Origin of the sequence: Streptomyces sp. NPDC050528, from assembly GCF_044457795.1 — a bacterium.
In the GTDB taxonomy this organism is placed as follows: domain Bacteria; phylum Actinomycetota; class Actinomycetes; order Streptomycetales; family Streptomycetaceae; genus Streptomyces.
Genome location: NZ_JBITHH010000007.1, coordinates 338,278 through 352,539, shown reverse-complemented (window position 1 = coordinate 352,539; position 14,262 = coordinate 338,278). Strand labels below are relative to the sequence as shown.

Genomic DNA, 14,262 nt, shown 5'->3' with positions numbered 1-14,262 from the left:
TAGCGTGCGTCCGCCTGCTGGACGACCCCGCTCACCTGCGCGGACGTACCGTCAGACGGGCTGGTTGCCGGTATCCGAAGAGGAGATGGACACCCGGTTCAGGCGGGCTGCTGAGCTGCGGCGATGCGCTCGTTGCGGAGCGCCTCGTACCAGCGGTCGTCGATCGGCGGCAGCGCGTTCACATCGAGGGCCAGCTTCAGCAGCAGGTCCGCGATCAGCGGGTTGCGGGCCAGCACGGGCCCGTGCATGTACGTACCGAACACCGTGTCGTTGTAAGCGCCCTCGGTGCCGTCGCCCGTGCCGTTGCCCTTGCCGAGCCGCACCTGGGCGAACGGGCGGGCGGTGGGGCCGAGATGGGTGATGCCCTGGTGGTTCTCGAAGCCGGTCAGCGGGGGCAGGCCCAGGCGCGCGTCGATGTCGCCGAGGACGTCACCGACGCACCGCTCGCCCTCGCCGCGCGTCGACACCACGTCGAGCAGGCCGAGGCCGGGCTCCCGCTGGCCGAGGTCGTTGATGAACTCGTGGCCGAGGATCTGGTAGCCCGCGCACACCGAGAAGACGATCGCGCCGTTGCCGACGGCCCGGTGCAGGCCGCCGTCGCGGCGCAGGCGCTCCGCCGCGAGGCGCTGCGGACGGTCCTCGCCACCACCGATCAGGTAGATGTCGCCCGAGGTCGGGATGGGCTGGTCGCTGCGCACGTCCAGCCGGGCCACGTCGAGGCCGCGCTGCCGCGCCCGGCGTTCCACGACAAGGGCGTTGCCCTGGTCGCCGTAGGTGCTCAGCAGGTCGGGGTAGATCCACACCAGACGGAGCTGGTTGTCGCTCATGGTCATTCGTCCTCTGGGGGTTCTGGGTCTCAGTTGCCGACGCGGCGGCGCAGGTCCTGGAACGCGGTGTAGTTCGCGATGACCTCGATGCGGCCGGGCGGGGCCATCTGCACGGCCTGGTCGAGGTTGTCGCAGACCTGGAAGTGCTGGCCCGCCACTTCCAGGCGGACCGCGAGGTCCAGCTTGCGGTCGCCCACGACGAAGATGGGGTGGCCGGTCAGCCGGGTGTAGTCGACGTCCCAGAGCCACGAGGTGTCGGTGCCGTCGGCGCCGCGTGCGTTCACCGAGAGGATCACCGGGGTCGGCGGCGGATCGATCAGGCTGAACGTTTCGAGCCAGCCCGCCGGGTTCTTCGCCAGCAGCAGACGCAGGTCGCGCTGCATGAACTGGACGACGTCATAGCGCCCGGCGACGGCCTGCACCCGGTACATGCGCTCCAGGGCGACCTGGGGCGGCACCCCGAACACGGCGGCGACGGCGGCGGAGGACGCGGCGTTGGCCTTGTTGGCGCGCCCGGGCAGTTGCAGGTGAATGGGCCAGGCGGAACCGTGCGGGTCGAGGACGTGATCCCCGGAGAGCGCCCAACTCGGCGTAGGCCGACGGAATCCGCACTCACCGCAGAACCAGTCGTCTCCCGGCCGCTGCATGACGCCACCGCACGAAGGACACGACCAGGCGTCGTCCTTCCACATCTGCCCGGCGGCGACCCAGATCACGTTGGGGGAGGAGGAGGCGGCCCACACGACCAACGGGTCGTCGGCATTGGCGACGACGACGGCCTTGGAACCCGACAGCCCCTCACGCCAGTTCTCCGCGAGCATGCGGGTCTCGGCCGCGCGGTCCAACTGGTCGCGGGAGAGGTTGAGCAGCGCGATGCACTTGGGGTCGGTGTCACGGGCGACGCCGGCGAGGTACTTCTCGTCGACCTCGATGACACCGAACTTCGCGTCCGAACCGCCGGCCAGCGCCGAGGTGATGCCGGCGGGCATGTTGGCGCCGAGCGCGTTCGAGACGACGGGCCCGGCGGCGCCGAGAGCTTCGGCGATGAGCCGCGTCGTGGTCGTCTTCCCGTTCGTCGCCGAGACGAGCGTCACGTCCAGGCTCTGCGCGAGCCGGGCGAGCAGGTCGGGGTCGAGTTTGAGTGCCACTCGGCCGCCGATCACCGATCCGCTGCCCCGCCCCGCGGCACGGGATGCCGCCGCGACCGCCTTGCCCGCCGTCACGGCCAGCTTGGCCCGCGGCGTGAGCGGGTCCGAGTTGCCTGCCATCAGTTCTCGATCCTCCTTGCGTACGCGCCGCGCCTCTGCCTCCGGCAACGTGGTGTGGACCTCAGCCTATCGAGATCCTTATCGGTGCCCGAACCGCGGCACCGCGAACCCCTCGCGGCGGGCGTGCGCCGTAGAGAACCGTACCCTTGCGCCCATGCGATACGGCTCCATCCCGGGCGCCCACGGGCGAGTCCGTCCCCTCACCCTGCTCGGCGACCCCCTGCTGCATGCCCCGTGCGAGGACGTCACGAACTTCGGCCCGGAACTCGCCCGCCTCGTAGAGGACTTGTTCGCGACGATGTACGCGGCCCAGGGCGTTGGCCTCGCCGCGAACCAAGTGGGCGAGCGTGTGCGGGTGTTCGTCTACGACTGCCCCGACGACGAGGACGTCCGCCACCTCGGCCACGTGGTCAACCCACGCCTGGTGGAAACGGACGGCGTGGTCCTGCGGGGCCCAGAGGGCTGCCTCTCCCTACCGGGCCTTGAGGCGGGGACGGAACGCTACGACCACGCGGTGATCGAGGGCTTCACGGCGACCGGCGAGCCCATCACCGTCCACGGCACGGGTTGGTTCGCACGATGCCTGCAGCACGAGTACGACCACGTGGAAGGCCAGGTCTACGCGGACCACTTGACGGGCTGGCGCCACAAACGCCTGATGAGACAGGTAAGCCGAGCGTCATGGCACCGGGGAGGCTGATGCCTTCAGGGGGCGCGACCACCTCTCAACACCGGTGGGCCAGGCCTTTTTTAGGGGCGCGCGGCTGTGTCGATTTGCGGCTCCGCCGCGAGGGCGCGACCACTCCTCAACACCGGCGAGCGAGGTCTTCGTAGGGGCGCGGGGAACTGCGCGACCAGCCCCCACGCACCCGCAGCCGAAATACGACCCTTAGAACCCCGGTCCACCCACCTTGTCCCCGGCGGCAGCCAACCGCCCCCACAACAGATCAGCCAAACTCCGCACCAACTCGGCCCGCGAACAAGGCCGTTCACCCAGCCACCAGTCACCCGCCGCGTGCATCATCCCGACAATCCCATGCCCCCACACCCGAGCCAGTTGCTGACTGTTCGGCCCGAGATCCACCCGCTCCTCGATGACCTGAGCCAACTCCTCGCCCATCCGCCGAAGCAGCGGAACCGAGTGATTCCCCGTGTCGAACCCCTGGTCAGCGGTCTGTCCACCCTCAACGGGATGCATCAGAAACCGGTACACCTGAGGAAGCGCCTCGATCGCGGCGAGGTACGTATCGAGCGTCGCCTCAACCCGCTCCCGACGCTCAGCCGGCGCATCCAACGCCGCCCGCAACGACGACAACAGGGCATCCGTATGCCGCTTGGCAAGGGCCGCGTACAGTCCACCCTTGTCCCCGAAGTGCCGATACAGAATCGGCTTCGTAATACCCGCTTCCGCGGCGATCGCGTTCATCGAGGCCTGCGGACCATCACGCAGCACCACTCTGTCCGCGGCCTCCAACAGCTCACGCCGTCGGCGGTCGGCGGACCGCTGCTGATCGGTCCGCTGCGTGGTGTCCATGATCTCTCCCCACCCGTGCTGAATCGGTGACGCCTGCGCAAAGTAACACTCAATGGCCCCAACACCTCGAACGGGCTGCCGAGTGGTCATCGGGAGTTGACTTTTCCTACCCGTCGGTAACAGACTCTGTCGTTACCGCAAGTAACATGCTAGTGCGCTGCTGGAGGAGTCATGGCCGAGTTCACCATGGAACTCAACGACGAACAGAAGGAGGTGCGGGACTGGCTGCACGGCTTCGCCGCCGACGTCATCCGCCCCGCCGCCGCCGAATGGGACGAGCGTGAGGAAACTCCCTGGCCGGTCATCCAGGAGGCCGCGAAGGTGGGCATCTACTCCCTGGACTTCTACGCCCAGCAGTACTTCGACCCCACCGGCCTCGGCATCCCGATGGCCATGGAGGAACTGTTCTGGGGCGACGCGGGCATAGCCCTCTCCATAGTCGGCACCGGTCTCGCCGCCGTCGGCGTCCTCGCCAACGGCACCGAGGAGCAGATCGGCACCTGGATCCCCCAGATGTACGGCGACGCCAACGACGTCAAGGTCGCCGCCTTCTGCTCCTCCGAGCCCGACGCCGGTTCCGACGTGGCCTCCATGCGCACGCGTGCCGTGTACGACGAGGCCAAGGACGAGTGGGTGCTCAACGGCACCAAGACCTGGGCGACCAACGGTGGTATCGCCAACGTCCACGTCGTCGTCGCGGTCGTCGACGCGGACCTCGGCTCCAAGGGCCACGCCTCCTTCATCGTCCCGTCGGGCACGCCGGGTCTGTCCCAGGGGCAGAAGTTCAAGAAGCACGGCATCCGCGCCTCGCACACTGCCGAGGTCGTCCTGGAGAACGTGCGCATCCCCGGTTCCTGCCTGCTCGGCGGCAAGGAGAAGCTGGACGAGCGCCTCGCCCGTGCCCGTGAGCGCGCGAAGGCCGGTGGCGGCGAGCGGGTGAAGAACGCGGCGATGGCCACGTTCGAGGCGTCTCGCCCCGCGGTCGGTGCGATGGCGGTGGGCACGGCCCGCGCCGCGTACGAGGTCGCCCTCGACTATGCGATGACCCGGGAGCAGTTCGGCCGGCCGATCATCGACAACCAGGGTGTTGCCTTCCAACTCGCCGACATGCGTACGTCCATCGATGCGGCGCGGCTGCTGGTGTGGCGGGCGTCCTGGATGGCGGTCAACGGGAAGCAGTTCACGGCGGCCGAGGGGTCGATGTCGAAGCTGTTCGCGAGCGAGACGGCGAAGAAGGTCACCGGGCAGGCGATTCAGATCCTCGGCGGGAATGGTTACACCCGTGAGTATCCGGTGGAGCGGATGCACCGAGACGCGGCGATCTACACGATCTTTGAGGGCACGAGTGAGATCCAGCGGCTGGTGATTGCGCGGACGTTGTCTGGGATGCCGATTCGTTGAGTTTCGGGTGCGGGGCGGTGGGGGCTGGTCGCGCAGTTCCCCGCGCCCCTAAAAAGCCTCGCTTGCCGGTGTTGAGAGGTGGTCGCGCCCACGCGGCGGAGCCGCATATCGACACAGCCCCGCGCCCCTTCAGGGGCGCTGGTGCGCACCGGAATTCCAGTCCTCGGCCAGCAACCCGAAGATCACCTCGTCGACGAACTCGCCATTGACCCACGCCGCGCGGCGAAGCGCCCCTTCCTGCACGAACCCGGCGCGGGAGGCGGCGCGGATCATCGCCGTGTTGTCGGCCAGGGTCTCCAACTGCAGTCGGTGCAGGCCGCGGACGGTGAAGCCGTAGGTGCACAGGACCTGGACGACGTCGACGGCGAGTCCGCGGCCGCGGAAGCCCGGCCGGAGTGACATGCCCAGGTGGGCGCTTCGGTTGTGGGTGTCGATGCCCCACAACCCCGCGGCCCCCGCCAACTCGTCGGTGTCGAGGGACACGACGGCGAAGGGGGCGGCATCGTCGTCAGGTTCGGTGACGGCGAAGGGCGAGGCCTCGGAGCCCGGTGAGACGGGGCGCCAGGGTCGTGAGTCGGCTCTCGATCTCGTTGTCACGTCGTCGTACAACTCGGCGTGCAGGACCGGGACATCCGACTCGTGCCGGGCCCGGAGCCCGATCCTGGTTCCTCGTAGCATGGCCTGTTCTTAGTCGACCCTCTCGGCGCCGATCAACTGGATTAGCGGCCGCTTCGCAGGGTCACCGGTGCTTGAGGGGCGTCAGCTGCTCGATGTCGTACCGACCCCGCAACTCCTCGATAGCCGCATGGTCCGGCGGCCCCCCACCTCCCAGGATCTCCAACAATTCCTCGAAATACCGCTCGTGATCCGGCGGCGGAGACGCCTGGAAGAACATCTTCGCCGCCGTCTCCGTCGGGTTCGAGAACGCGTGCGGACACCCTGGCGGTACGACGATCACCGTCCCCGGTGTCGCCCGTACCACCCGGGATCCCGAACTCGACTCCCAGCGCTGCCAGTTGTCGGGGGTCCGGATCAGCGGCTCGAAGGCGAGGACGTCCAGTTCGCCTTCGAGCACGTAGAACAACTCCTCGCTACGGGTGTGCACATGGGCCCCGACGTCGAACCCCGGCGGCACCAGCACCTCGAAGGTCGACGCGGTCCGCGAGTGCGAGCCGGTCACCTTGAACGTCACGTGCTGCGCGGGTGTCTGGACGACCCGGCCGTGACCGGGCGGCACCAACAGCCCCTCCGTCGCCGTCATTGGCGCCTCACCACGTTACGGGCAGTGCCTCGGGCCCGCGGATCAACGCGCCCTTCTTGAACGGGACTTGATCGGCCGGTACCGCGAGCCGCAGCCCCGGCATCCGGTCCAGCAGGGCGTCCACCAGCAACTCGGACTCCAGCCGCGCCAGCATGTTGCCGGGACAGAAGTGCGGGCCGAAACCGAAGGAGACGTGCGGGTTCGGGCTGCGCGTGAAGTCGATCTTCTCGGGGTCCGGGAACACGTCCGGGTCCCGGTTCGCGGCCAGGTACGACACGTACACGGGGTCGCCCGCCCGCATCCGTACGCCGCGGATCTCCACGTCCTCCATGGCGATCCGGGACAGCCCGACCGCGTTGCGGTGCGGGATGTAGCGCAGCAGCTCGTCGATGGCCTGGGGCCTCGACTCCGGTTCCGCGCGCAGCCGTTCGACGAGGTCCGGGCGGGTCAGCAGCAGGTAGAACATCTGCCCGCTGTTGTTGGTGACCGCCTCGCCGCCGATCTGGAGCAGCACCGCGAGGCCGACCGCCTCCTCCAGCGTGATCTCCTCCCGGCCCACGGCGGCACCGAGCAGCGAGGCGACGTCCTCGCCGTCGCTGCCCTCCCGCAGACCGATGAGATCGCCGAAGTAGGCGCCCATCTCGTCCTTCGCCTTCTCGCTGACCTTGGCGCCGTGCGAGGAGGACAGGATGAGCTGGGTCCAGGTGTGCATGCCGTGCCGGTCGGCGGCCGGGACGCCCATCAGCTCGCAGATCACCGCGATGGGGAAGGGGCTCAGCACGGTCTCGGTGAGATCGGCCGGCGGTCCGTGCTGGAGCAGCTCGTCGATCAACTCGTCGAGCAGCAACCGGGATTGCTCCCGCACCCGCTCCACCCCGCGCGTCGTGAACGCCGGGGCGACCGAGCGCCGTAGCCGCGTGTGGTCCGGCGGGTCGAGGAAGCCGACCGCGCTGCGGGCCGGGATGAAGTGCGGGGCGAGCCGGGTCACCGGCTGGTCCATCACCGCCTCGCGGCTGAACCGGGGATCGTTGGCGACCATCCGCACGTCGTCGTGCCGGGTGACCAGCCACGCCCAGCCCTCGCCGTTGGGCAGCTTGATCCGGTTGACCGGACCCTCCCGCATCAGCTTGGCGAGGACCGGGTCGAAGTCCACCCCGGTCAGATCGAGGGCCGGCCAGGGCCGGACCGGGGGCAGGGTCTCGGTGAGCGTCTCTTCAGTCATGCCGTACTCAAGCCGTCTCTCGGTCGTCGTTGTGCCAGCGGCCCAGGGCCATCTCGGCGGTGATGCCGGGGCCGAACCCGGCGAGCAGTCCGCGCGCCCGGTGTTCGGCGCCGCCCTCGTCGAAGAGCCGGCGCAGCGCGTCCAGTACGACGGCGCTGGCGATGTTGCCGTACTCGGTGAGGGTGGCCCGGCTGAACCGGAACGCGTGCGGGTCGACCTGGAGGAACTTGCTCAGGTCGTCGAGTATTCGGGGGCCGCCCGCGTGGACTATGTAGAAGTCCAGGTCGGCCGCGTCCCAGCCGTGCAGTCCCGCGAGGTCCTGGAGCGCCGGTGCGAGGGGCTCCATGGTGGCCGGCACCCGCTTGTCCAGCAGGAAGTGGAACCCGGTGGCCCGGACGTCGTACATGATCCACTCTTCGGTCTTCGGGATCAGGTACGACCCGTTGCGCTCCAGCTGGATGCCCGTGCCGCCCCGCCCGCGCACCACGGCCGCGGCGATGCCGTCGCCGAACAGCCCGTTGGAGAGCAGGGAGCCGATGCCGAGGTCGGTCGGCTGGTAGCACAGCGAGCAGAACTCGCAGGCCACGATGAGCGCGTTGGCGTCCGGGTACGCCGTGCAGAAGTCGTGCGCCCGGTTGATGGCCGCGCCGCCGGCCGCGCAGCCCAGCTGGGCTATCGGGATCTGGCGGGTGGTGGACTCGAAGGCCATCTCGTTGATCAGCCAGGCCGTGAGCGAGGGCATCATGAAGCCCGTGCACGAGACGTAGATGATCACGTCGATGTCGGTGGTGAGGAGCTCCGCCTCGTCGAGCGCGCGCTGTACGACCGCCGGGACCCGGGCCTTCGCCTCGGCCGTGTAGATCTTGTTGCGGTCCTCGAACCCCGGGTGCTTCAGGGTCTCCTCGATGGGCTGCACGATGTGCCGGGTCCGCACACCGGTGTTCTCGATCAGCCGGAGGGCCAGCGGCAGGTTGGGGTGGTCCGCGTGACGGGAGCGCGCCAGCTCCAGCGTCTCCTCCATCGTGATCACGTGCTCGGGAACCGACACCGAGGGCTTGCACAAAGTCGCCATGAACCGTCCCTGCTTTCGCCTTCCGGAAGGCCTTCGCCCGCCGGTCAGAAGGTGGTTCACCTCAGAGGGTGGTGCACCCACGATCACCCGGGAGGACGACGATCTCGCGGTGGACTACTCCAATTCAGGGACAAGCCAATAAAGACCGGATCAGTAAATCCTGTGAAAGTGCAGAGGGGGGCGACCTCTAGATCAAGGCTAGGCGCAACCCCCTAGGGGCGCGGGGCTGTATCGATTTGCGGCTCCGCCGCGTGGGCGCGACCAGCCCCCACCGGCCGGCCACTCAGCAAACTACGACCCGCCCCCACTGCTATGCGCAATGCACGCAACGTCAATCCGGTCAGCCAGCTTCGCCAACTCGATCGTCAGCGCGGCCACCGTGTCCTCGTCCAGCCCCGCATCCCCGGCCTCGACAAGATGCAGCCACCGCCCACCCACGGTACGCAAAAGCTTGCTCACATCGGCGGCAGCCACCTGCAAGGTCCCGCGGTCGTCGACGATCAGAGGCAGAGTCACTTCGCGGTTCACAGAGGGGATCGTAGCCGCGGAACGCTCACGCTCCGTGCCATACCGTGGTGATGTTGCAGAACTCGCGGATTCCGTGCCCCGACAGCTCCCGCCCGTACCCGGACCGCTTCACCCCGCCGAACGGGAACGCCGGATGCGACGCGGTCATCCCGTTGAAGAACACCCCGCCCGCCTCCAGGTCCCGTACGAACCGCTCGACCTGCGCCTCGTCCCGCGTCCACACGTTGGAACTCAGCCCGAACGGCGTGTCGTTGGCGAGGAGGACGGCCTCGTCGAGGTCGGCGACCCGGTACAGCGTGGCGACGGGCCCGAACGTCTCCTCGCGGTGGATGCGCATCTCGCGGGTGATGTCGGTGAGGACGGTCGGCGGATAGAACCAGCCGGCCCCGTCAGGCCGCTCACCGCCGCACAACACGGTCGCCCCGCTCTCCACCGCGTCGTCGACGAGCTCCTCCAGATCGCTGCGGCCCTGCTCGCTCGCGACCGGTCCGACCTCGGTCTTCTCCTCCAGCGGATCACCGACCGTGAGCGCCTTCATCCCGGCCACGAACCGCTCGGCGAACGCGTCGAAGACATCCGCGTGCACGATGAACCGCTTCGCGGCGATGCACGACTGCCCGTTGTTCTGCACACGTGCCGTCACCGCGATCGCCGCGGCCCGGTCGATGTCGGCGGACGGCATCACGACGTACGGGTCGCTGCCGCCCAGCTCCAGCACCGTCTTCTTGACCATGTCCCCGGCGACGGAGGCGACCGCGCGCCCTGCCGGCTCGCTGCCGGTGAGGGTGGCCGCCTTCACCCGCTCGTCGCGCAGGATCTCCTCGATCGCGCCGGAACCGACGAGGAGGGTCTGGAAGGCGCCCTCGGGAAAGCCCGCGCGGTGGAACAGGTCCTCCAGGTAGAGCGCGGTCTGCGGGACGTTCGACGCGTGCTTGAGCAGGCCGACGTTGCCCGCCATCAGCGCGGGCGCGGCGAAACGGATCACCTGCCAGAGCGGGAAGTTCCACGGCATCACCGCGAGGACGGGACCCAGTGGCCGGTAGCGGACCAATGCGCGTGCACCGCCCGAGTCCTTGACGTCCGCCGCGGCGGGCTGCTCGTCGGCGAGGAGTTCCTCGGCGTGGTCGGCGTACCAGCGCATCGACTTCGCGCACTTGGCGGCCTCCGCGCGGGCCTGCTTGACCGGCTTGCCCATCTCCGTGGTCATGATCCGGCCGATGTCCTGCTGGTCCTCGTCGAGCAGATCGGCGGCCCGGTGCATGAGCCGGGCGCGCTCGGCGAAGGAAGACGTCCGGTACGTACGGAACGTCGCCTCCGCGAGCTGGAGCCGCCGCTCGATCTCCTCGGCACCCATGGCCTCGTACGTCTTGAGCGTCTCGCCGTTCGCCGGGTTGACCGTCGCGATGGGCATGGCTGACCTCCTGGAGCGGGCTGTGCTTCGACCTTCCCGCGCGGCGCGGGGGACCGCAACGCGTACACGGCCCTTCAGCCCGAGTGCTCCACCAGCCGGTCGAGAAACGTGGCCTGCGCGGTGACGACGACCTCCCGCGCCCGTTCGAGCCCCAGCCACTCCACGCGATCCAGCTCCGGGAACTCCTGGACCTGCCCGGACTTCGGCGGCCACTCCATCCGGAAGGTGCCGGGAACCATGTCCGCCGGGTCCAGATCCGCCTCGATCGCCCACGCGGTGACGACCTTCCCGTTGCTCTGCCGCACCTCGCCCAGCTCGATCGCCTCCCCGTCCGGCGGCGCGATCCCCAGCTCCTCCTGGAACTCCCGCCGGGCCGCGTCCCAGGCGGGCTCGTCCGGCTCGTACTCGCCCTTGGGCACGCTCCACGCCCCCGCGTCCCGCCGCGCGAAGAACGGCCCGCCCATATGGCCGAGCAACACCTCCAGCCCACGCTCGGTACGCCGGAACAACAACAACCCGGCGCTCCGCTTCCCCCGCGCGTCCCCACTCACGGCTTCACCTCCGGATGCGCCGCCAACAACGTCTCCACCGAGTCCGCCTCCTCCGCCCGCTTGTCCTCCCGATACCGCACGACCCGCGCGAAGCGCAGCGTGACACCGGCCGGGTACCGCGTGGACTTCTGCAGTCCGTCATACGCGATTTCCACGACGAGTTCGGGCCGTACGGTCACCACGTGGCCGTCGCTCTCCACGGCCAGCGCCTGGAGGCGCTCGGTCTGCCAGGTCAGCAGGGCGTCGGTCATGCCCTTGAAGGTCTTGCCGAGCATGGCGAAGGAACCGTCCGAACTCCGGGCGCCCAGATGGAGGTTGGAGAGTTTGCCGGTACGCCGGCCGTGTCCCCACTCGGCGGCCAGGACGACCAGGTCGAGCGTGTGGACGGGCTTCACCTTCAGCCAAGAGGCGCCCCGGCGGCCCGCGTTGTACGGAGCGTCGAGCCCCTTGACTACGACCCCCTCGTGCCCGCGCTTCAAGGTTTCGGCGAGGAAGGCCTCCGCCGCCGGGACATCCTCCGGGCCGGACACGAGAGTTCGGCGGACACGCATCGGTTCCGGCACCAACTGGGCAAGTTCCGCGTGCCGTTCGGCGAACGACAGGTCCAGCAGATCGCGGCCGTCGACGGACAGCGCGTCGAAGAACACAGGGGAGACGGGGACGGTCTCGGCGGCCGTGGCCACGTCCACCCGCGAGCCGACCCGGCCCGCCGTCTCCTGGAAAGAACGCGGCCGCCCATCCGCGTCGAACGAGATGACCTCACCGTCCAGGATGAACCGCTCGCCTCTCAACTCCAGCGCGGCGGCGGTCAGTTCGGGCAGCCGGTCGGTGATGTCGTCGAGGGTGCGCGTGTAGAGCCGTACGACCTCGCCGTCGCGGTGGACCTGGACGCGGATGCCGTCGAGCTTCTCCTCGACCGCGCACTCGCCCAGCTTCTCGACCGCCTCCGCGACGGACGAGGCGCTGTGCGCGAGCATCGGCAGGACCGGGCGCCCCACGGTCAGCCGGAAGCGGTCGAGGGAGGCAGGCTCGTCCGCGAGCAGCGCCTCGGCCACCGTCTGGAGCGAACCGGCCAGCATCACGGCCCGCCGAACGTCCGTTGCGGGTACGTCAGTTGCCTGGGCCAGCCCCTCCACGGCGACCGCGTCCAGCGCACCCTGCCGGACCTCACCCGTGATCAGCCCGAACAGGAAGCGCTGCTCGTCGGCGGTGGCCGCACCCATCAACTCGCCCACCAGACGCGCCCGTTCGGCCTGCGAACCGGCGCCCGAGACTTTGCCGAGGGCGGTGAGCCGGGCGTCCACGTCGTGCACGGTGAGGGTGGGGTCGGCGGCCGGTTCGACGGACCGACTCAGCACCTTCCAGCCGATACCGAGCCGCCCCTGCGGCAGCCGCCCCGCCAGATACGGGATGACGATCGGGACGTCATCCGGCGCCGCGTCCCGGAAGAGCTCCGCGAGCAGAGCGATCTTCCGGGACCGCGCCGAGGTGGCGGCGACCTCCTGGGACACATGCGCGAGCCGGGTCAGCAGCATGCAGCCATCGTGCAACGGAGGCGGCCGGTCTACACCCGGACGGCCGCGTCGAGATCGCTCATGAGCAGCTCGCCGTTGATCGTGGCACCGGCCCGGTACCCGGCGGAGGCCGCGTTCACGACCTGCTCCGCGAAGCCCATCGCATTGCCCACGGCCCACACCCCGGGCACGGTCGTCAGGCCCGTCGCGTCGACCACGGGGTACGCGCCGAACGGGGTCTCCTGCAGCTCGGCACCCAGCTTCTCCAGCAGGCCGGTCTGTGGGATCGCCCGAGGCGCTACGAACAGGGCCTCGCGGGGATGCGTGCTGCCGTCCGTGAGCCGGACGCCGGTGAGCCGGTCGTCCTCGACGGCCAGTTCCGCGACCTCGCCGGGGACCACGGAGACCCCGGCGGCGGCCAGCCTGCGCAGGTCGTCGTCCGTCAGCTCGGACTCGGCGACCGTGTGCAGGAACAGGGTCACGTCCTTGGACCACTGCGAGACGATCAGCGCCTGGTGCACGCTCATCGGCGTCGTCGCGAGCACCCCGAAGGCCTGGTCACGGACCTCCCAGCCGTGGCAGTACGGGCAGTGGATCACGTCCCGCCCGAAGCGCTCGGCGACCCCGGGGACGCTGGGCAGCTCGTCCTTCAGCCCGGTGGCGACGACGATCCGCCGCGCGTGCACGGTCTCCCCACCGGCGAGCTCTACGGCGAAGCCGTCGCCCTCGCCCTTCGTGACGTCCACCGCGCGGTCGCGGACGAGATCGACGCCGTAGCGCGCGATCTCCTCGCGGCCCAGGGCGAGGAACTCGGCCGGAGACATCCCGTCCCGGGTCAGATAGCCCTGCATGTGCGCGGCGTGCGCGTTGCGCGGCTCGCCGGCGTCGACGACCAGCGTGCGACGCCGGGACCGGCCCAGGACCAGCGCGGCGGAGAGCCCCGCCGCTCCTCCGCCGATGACGACCACTTCGTAGGGCCCGGTGCGTGTCTCGGTCACGGTGACCACCTCCACCCCGAAGGTCGCCCCATCGCTGCCGTATTGACAAACACGTTTGCCGAAACTGCAATATCGCTCATGAACGACGACACGGACGACGTACTCGCGGAGGTCGGCCCAAGGCTGCGCCGCATCCGCAAGGAGAAGGGCGCAACCCTCGCCGGCCTCTCGGAGTCGACCGGCATCTCGGTCAGCACCCTGTCCCGCCTGGAGTCCGGGCTGCGCAAGCCCAGCCTGGAGTTGCTGCTGCCGATCGCTCGGGCCCACCAGGTGCCGTTGGACGAACTGGTCGGCGCACCGGCGGTCCGCGACCCGCGAGTACGGTCCGAGCCAATCGTCCGAGGCGGCCGCACCCACTGGCCCCTGACCCGCCAGCCAGGCGGCCTCCAGGCGTACAAGGTCCTGGAACCGCAGCGAAAGATCGAGCCGGACCTGCGCACACATGAGGGCTACGAGTGGCTGTACGTCATGTCCGGCCGCCTACGGCTGTTGCTGGGCGAGCACGACGTGGTGCTGGGCCCGGGCGAGGCCGCCGAATTCGACACCCGGGTACCGCACTGGTTCGGCTCGACGGGAGAGGGCCCGGTGGAATTCCTGAGCCTGTTCGGCCCACAGGGGGAGCGGATGCATGTGAGGGCCAGGCCGAAGCGCGGCCAGTGAAAAATGCCGCCCTGC

General features: G+C 69.5%; 15 protein-coding genes. 3 read left to right on the top strand and 12 right to left on the bottom strand.

Annotated features, from left to right (window positions below):
- Positions 1 to 98: 98 nt before the first annotated feature.
- Both ACIBK4_RS25595 and ACIBK4_RS25590 read right to left on the bottom strand, forming a co-directional pair.
- Complete coding sequence (locus ACIBK4_RS25595; protein WP_366428844.1) at positions 99 to 827, bottom strand: type 1 glutamine amidotransferase; 729 nt, start codon at positions 825 to 827, stop codon at positions 99 to 101.
- 29 nt (positions 828 to 856) lie between these two features.
- Positions 857 to 2,095: a MurT ligase domain-containing protein gene (locus tag ACIBK4_RS25590; protein ID WP_393049140.1), complete on the bottom strand. Its 1,239-nt coding sequence runs from the start codon at positions 2,093 to 2,095 to the stop codon at positions 857 to 859.
- Positions 2,096 to 2,249: 154 nt separating this feature from the next.
- Between ACIBK4_RS25590 and def the strand changes: the two genes are divergently transcribed.
- On the top strand, positions 2,250 to 2,795 hold the full coding sequence (gene def / locus ACIBK4_RS25585) for a peptide deformylase (RefSeq protein ID WP_398997866.1): 546 nt from the start codon (positions 2,250 to 2,252) through the stop codon (positions 2,793 to 2,795).
- 189 nt (positions 2,796 to 2,984) lie between these two features.
- On the opposite strand, the gene ACIBK4_RS25580 is transcribed toward def, so the two are convergent.
- Positions 2,985 to 3,629: a TetR family transcriptional regulator gene (locus ACIBK4_RS25580; protein ID WP_019070916.1), complete on the bottom strand. Its 645-nt coding sequence runs from the start codon at positions 3,627 to 3,629 to the stop codon at positions 2,985 to 2,987.
- 171 nt (positions 3,630 to 3,800) lie between these two features.
- Here ACIBK4_RS25580 and ACIBK4_RS25575 point away from each other — a divergent pair, with 171 nt between their 5' ends.
- Positions 3,801 to 5,030 carry an acyl-CoA dehydrogenase family protein gene (locus tag ACIBK4_RS25575; protein ID WP_266868649.1) on the top strand — a complete coding sequence of 410 codons (1,230 nt, stop codon included), beginning with the start codon at positions 3,801 to 3,803 and terminating at the stop codon, positions 5,028 to 5,030.
- 129 nt (positions 5,031 to 5,159) lie between these two features.
- Here the strand turns inward: ACIBK4_RS25575 and ACIBK4_RS25570 are convergent, their stop codons facing one another.
- From ACIBK4_RS25570 to ACIBK4_RS25530, 9 genes are all read right to left on the bottom strand, one after another.
- Complete coding sequence (locus ACIBK4_RS25570) at positions 5,160 to 5,708, bottom strand: GNAT family N-acetyltransferase (protein WP_398997863.1); 549 nt, start codon at positions 5,706 to 5,708, stop codon at positions 5,160 to 5,162.
- Positions 5,709 to 5,769: 61 nt separating this feature from the next.
- Positions 5,770 to 6,291 (bottom strand): cupin domain-containing protein, encoded by a 522-nt coding sequence (locus tag ACIBK4_RS25565; protein WP_398997861.1) that lies wholly within the window; start codon positions 6,289 to 6,291, stop codon positions 5,770 to 5,772.
- Between the two features lie 7 nt (positions 6,292 to 6,298).
- Positions 6,299 to 7,513, bottom strand: coding sequence for a cytochrome P450 (locus tag ACIBK4_RS25560; RefSeq protein ID WP_398997859.1), 1,215 nt, complete (start codon positions 7,511 to 7,513; stop codon positions 6,299 to 6,301).
- A 7-nt stretch (positions 7,514 to 7,520) separates the two neighbouring features.
- Positions 7,521 to 8,585: a type III polyketide synthase gene (locus ACIBK4_RS25555; RefSeq protein ID WP_329245056.1), complete on the bottom strand. Its 1,065-nt coding sequence runs from the start codon at positions 8,583 to 8,585 to the stop codon at positions 7,521 to 7,523.
- 291 nt (positions 8,586 to 8,876) lie between these two features.
- Complete coding sequence (locus ACIBK4_RS25550; protein WP_398997857.1) at positions 8,877 to 9,113, bottom strand: DUF6213 family protein; 237 nt, start codon at positions 9,111 to 9,113, stop codon at positions 8,877 to 8,879.
- 25 nt (positions 9,114 to 9,138) lie between these two features.
- Positions 9,139 to 10,524, bottom strand: a complete 1,386-nt coding sequence (locus ACIBK4_RS25545; protein ID WP_398997854.1) for an NADP-dependent succinic semialdehyde dehydrogenase — start codon at positions 10,522 to 10,524, stop codon at positions 9,139 to 9,141.
- A gap of 74 nt (positions 10,525 to 10,598) precedes the next feature.
- Positions 10,599 to 11,075, bottom strand: a complete 477-nt coding sequence (locus ACIBK4_RS25540) for an NUDIX domain-containing protein (protein WP_398997852.1) — start codon at positions 11,073 to 11,075, stop codon at positions 10,599 to 10,601.
- Positions 11,072 to 12,610, bottom strand: a complete 1,539-nt coding sequence (locus ACIBK4_RS25535; RefSeq protein ID WP_398997850.1) for an ATP-dependent DNA ligase — start codon at positions 12,608 to 12,610, stop codon at positions 11,072 to 11,074. Before ACIBK4_RS25535 ends, ACIBK4_RS25540 begins: the two co-directional genes overlap by 4 nt.
- Positions 12,611 to 12,639: 29 nt before the next feature.
- Positions 12,640 to 13,596 carry an NAD(P)/FAD-dependent oxidoreductase gene (locus tag ACIBK4_RS25530; RefSeq protein ID WP_398998279.1) on the bottom strand — a complete coding sequence of 319 codons (957 nt, stop codon included), beginning with the start codon at positions 13,594 to 13,596 and terminating at the stop codon, positions 12,640 to 12,642.
- A 69-nt stretch (positions 13,597 to 13,665) separates the two neighbouring features.
- Between ACIBK4_RS25530 and ACIBK4_RS25525 the strand changes: the two genes are divergently transcribed.
- Positions 13,666 to 14,247 (top strand): helix-turn-helix domain-containing protein, encoded by a 582-nt coding sequence (locus ACIBK4_RS25525; RefSeq protein WP_398997848.1) that lies wholly within the window; start codon positions 13,666 to 13,668, stop codon positions 14,245 to 14,247.
- Positions 14,248 to 14,262 lie beyond the last annotated feature (15 nt).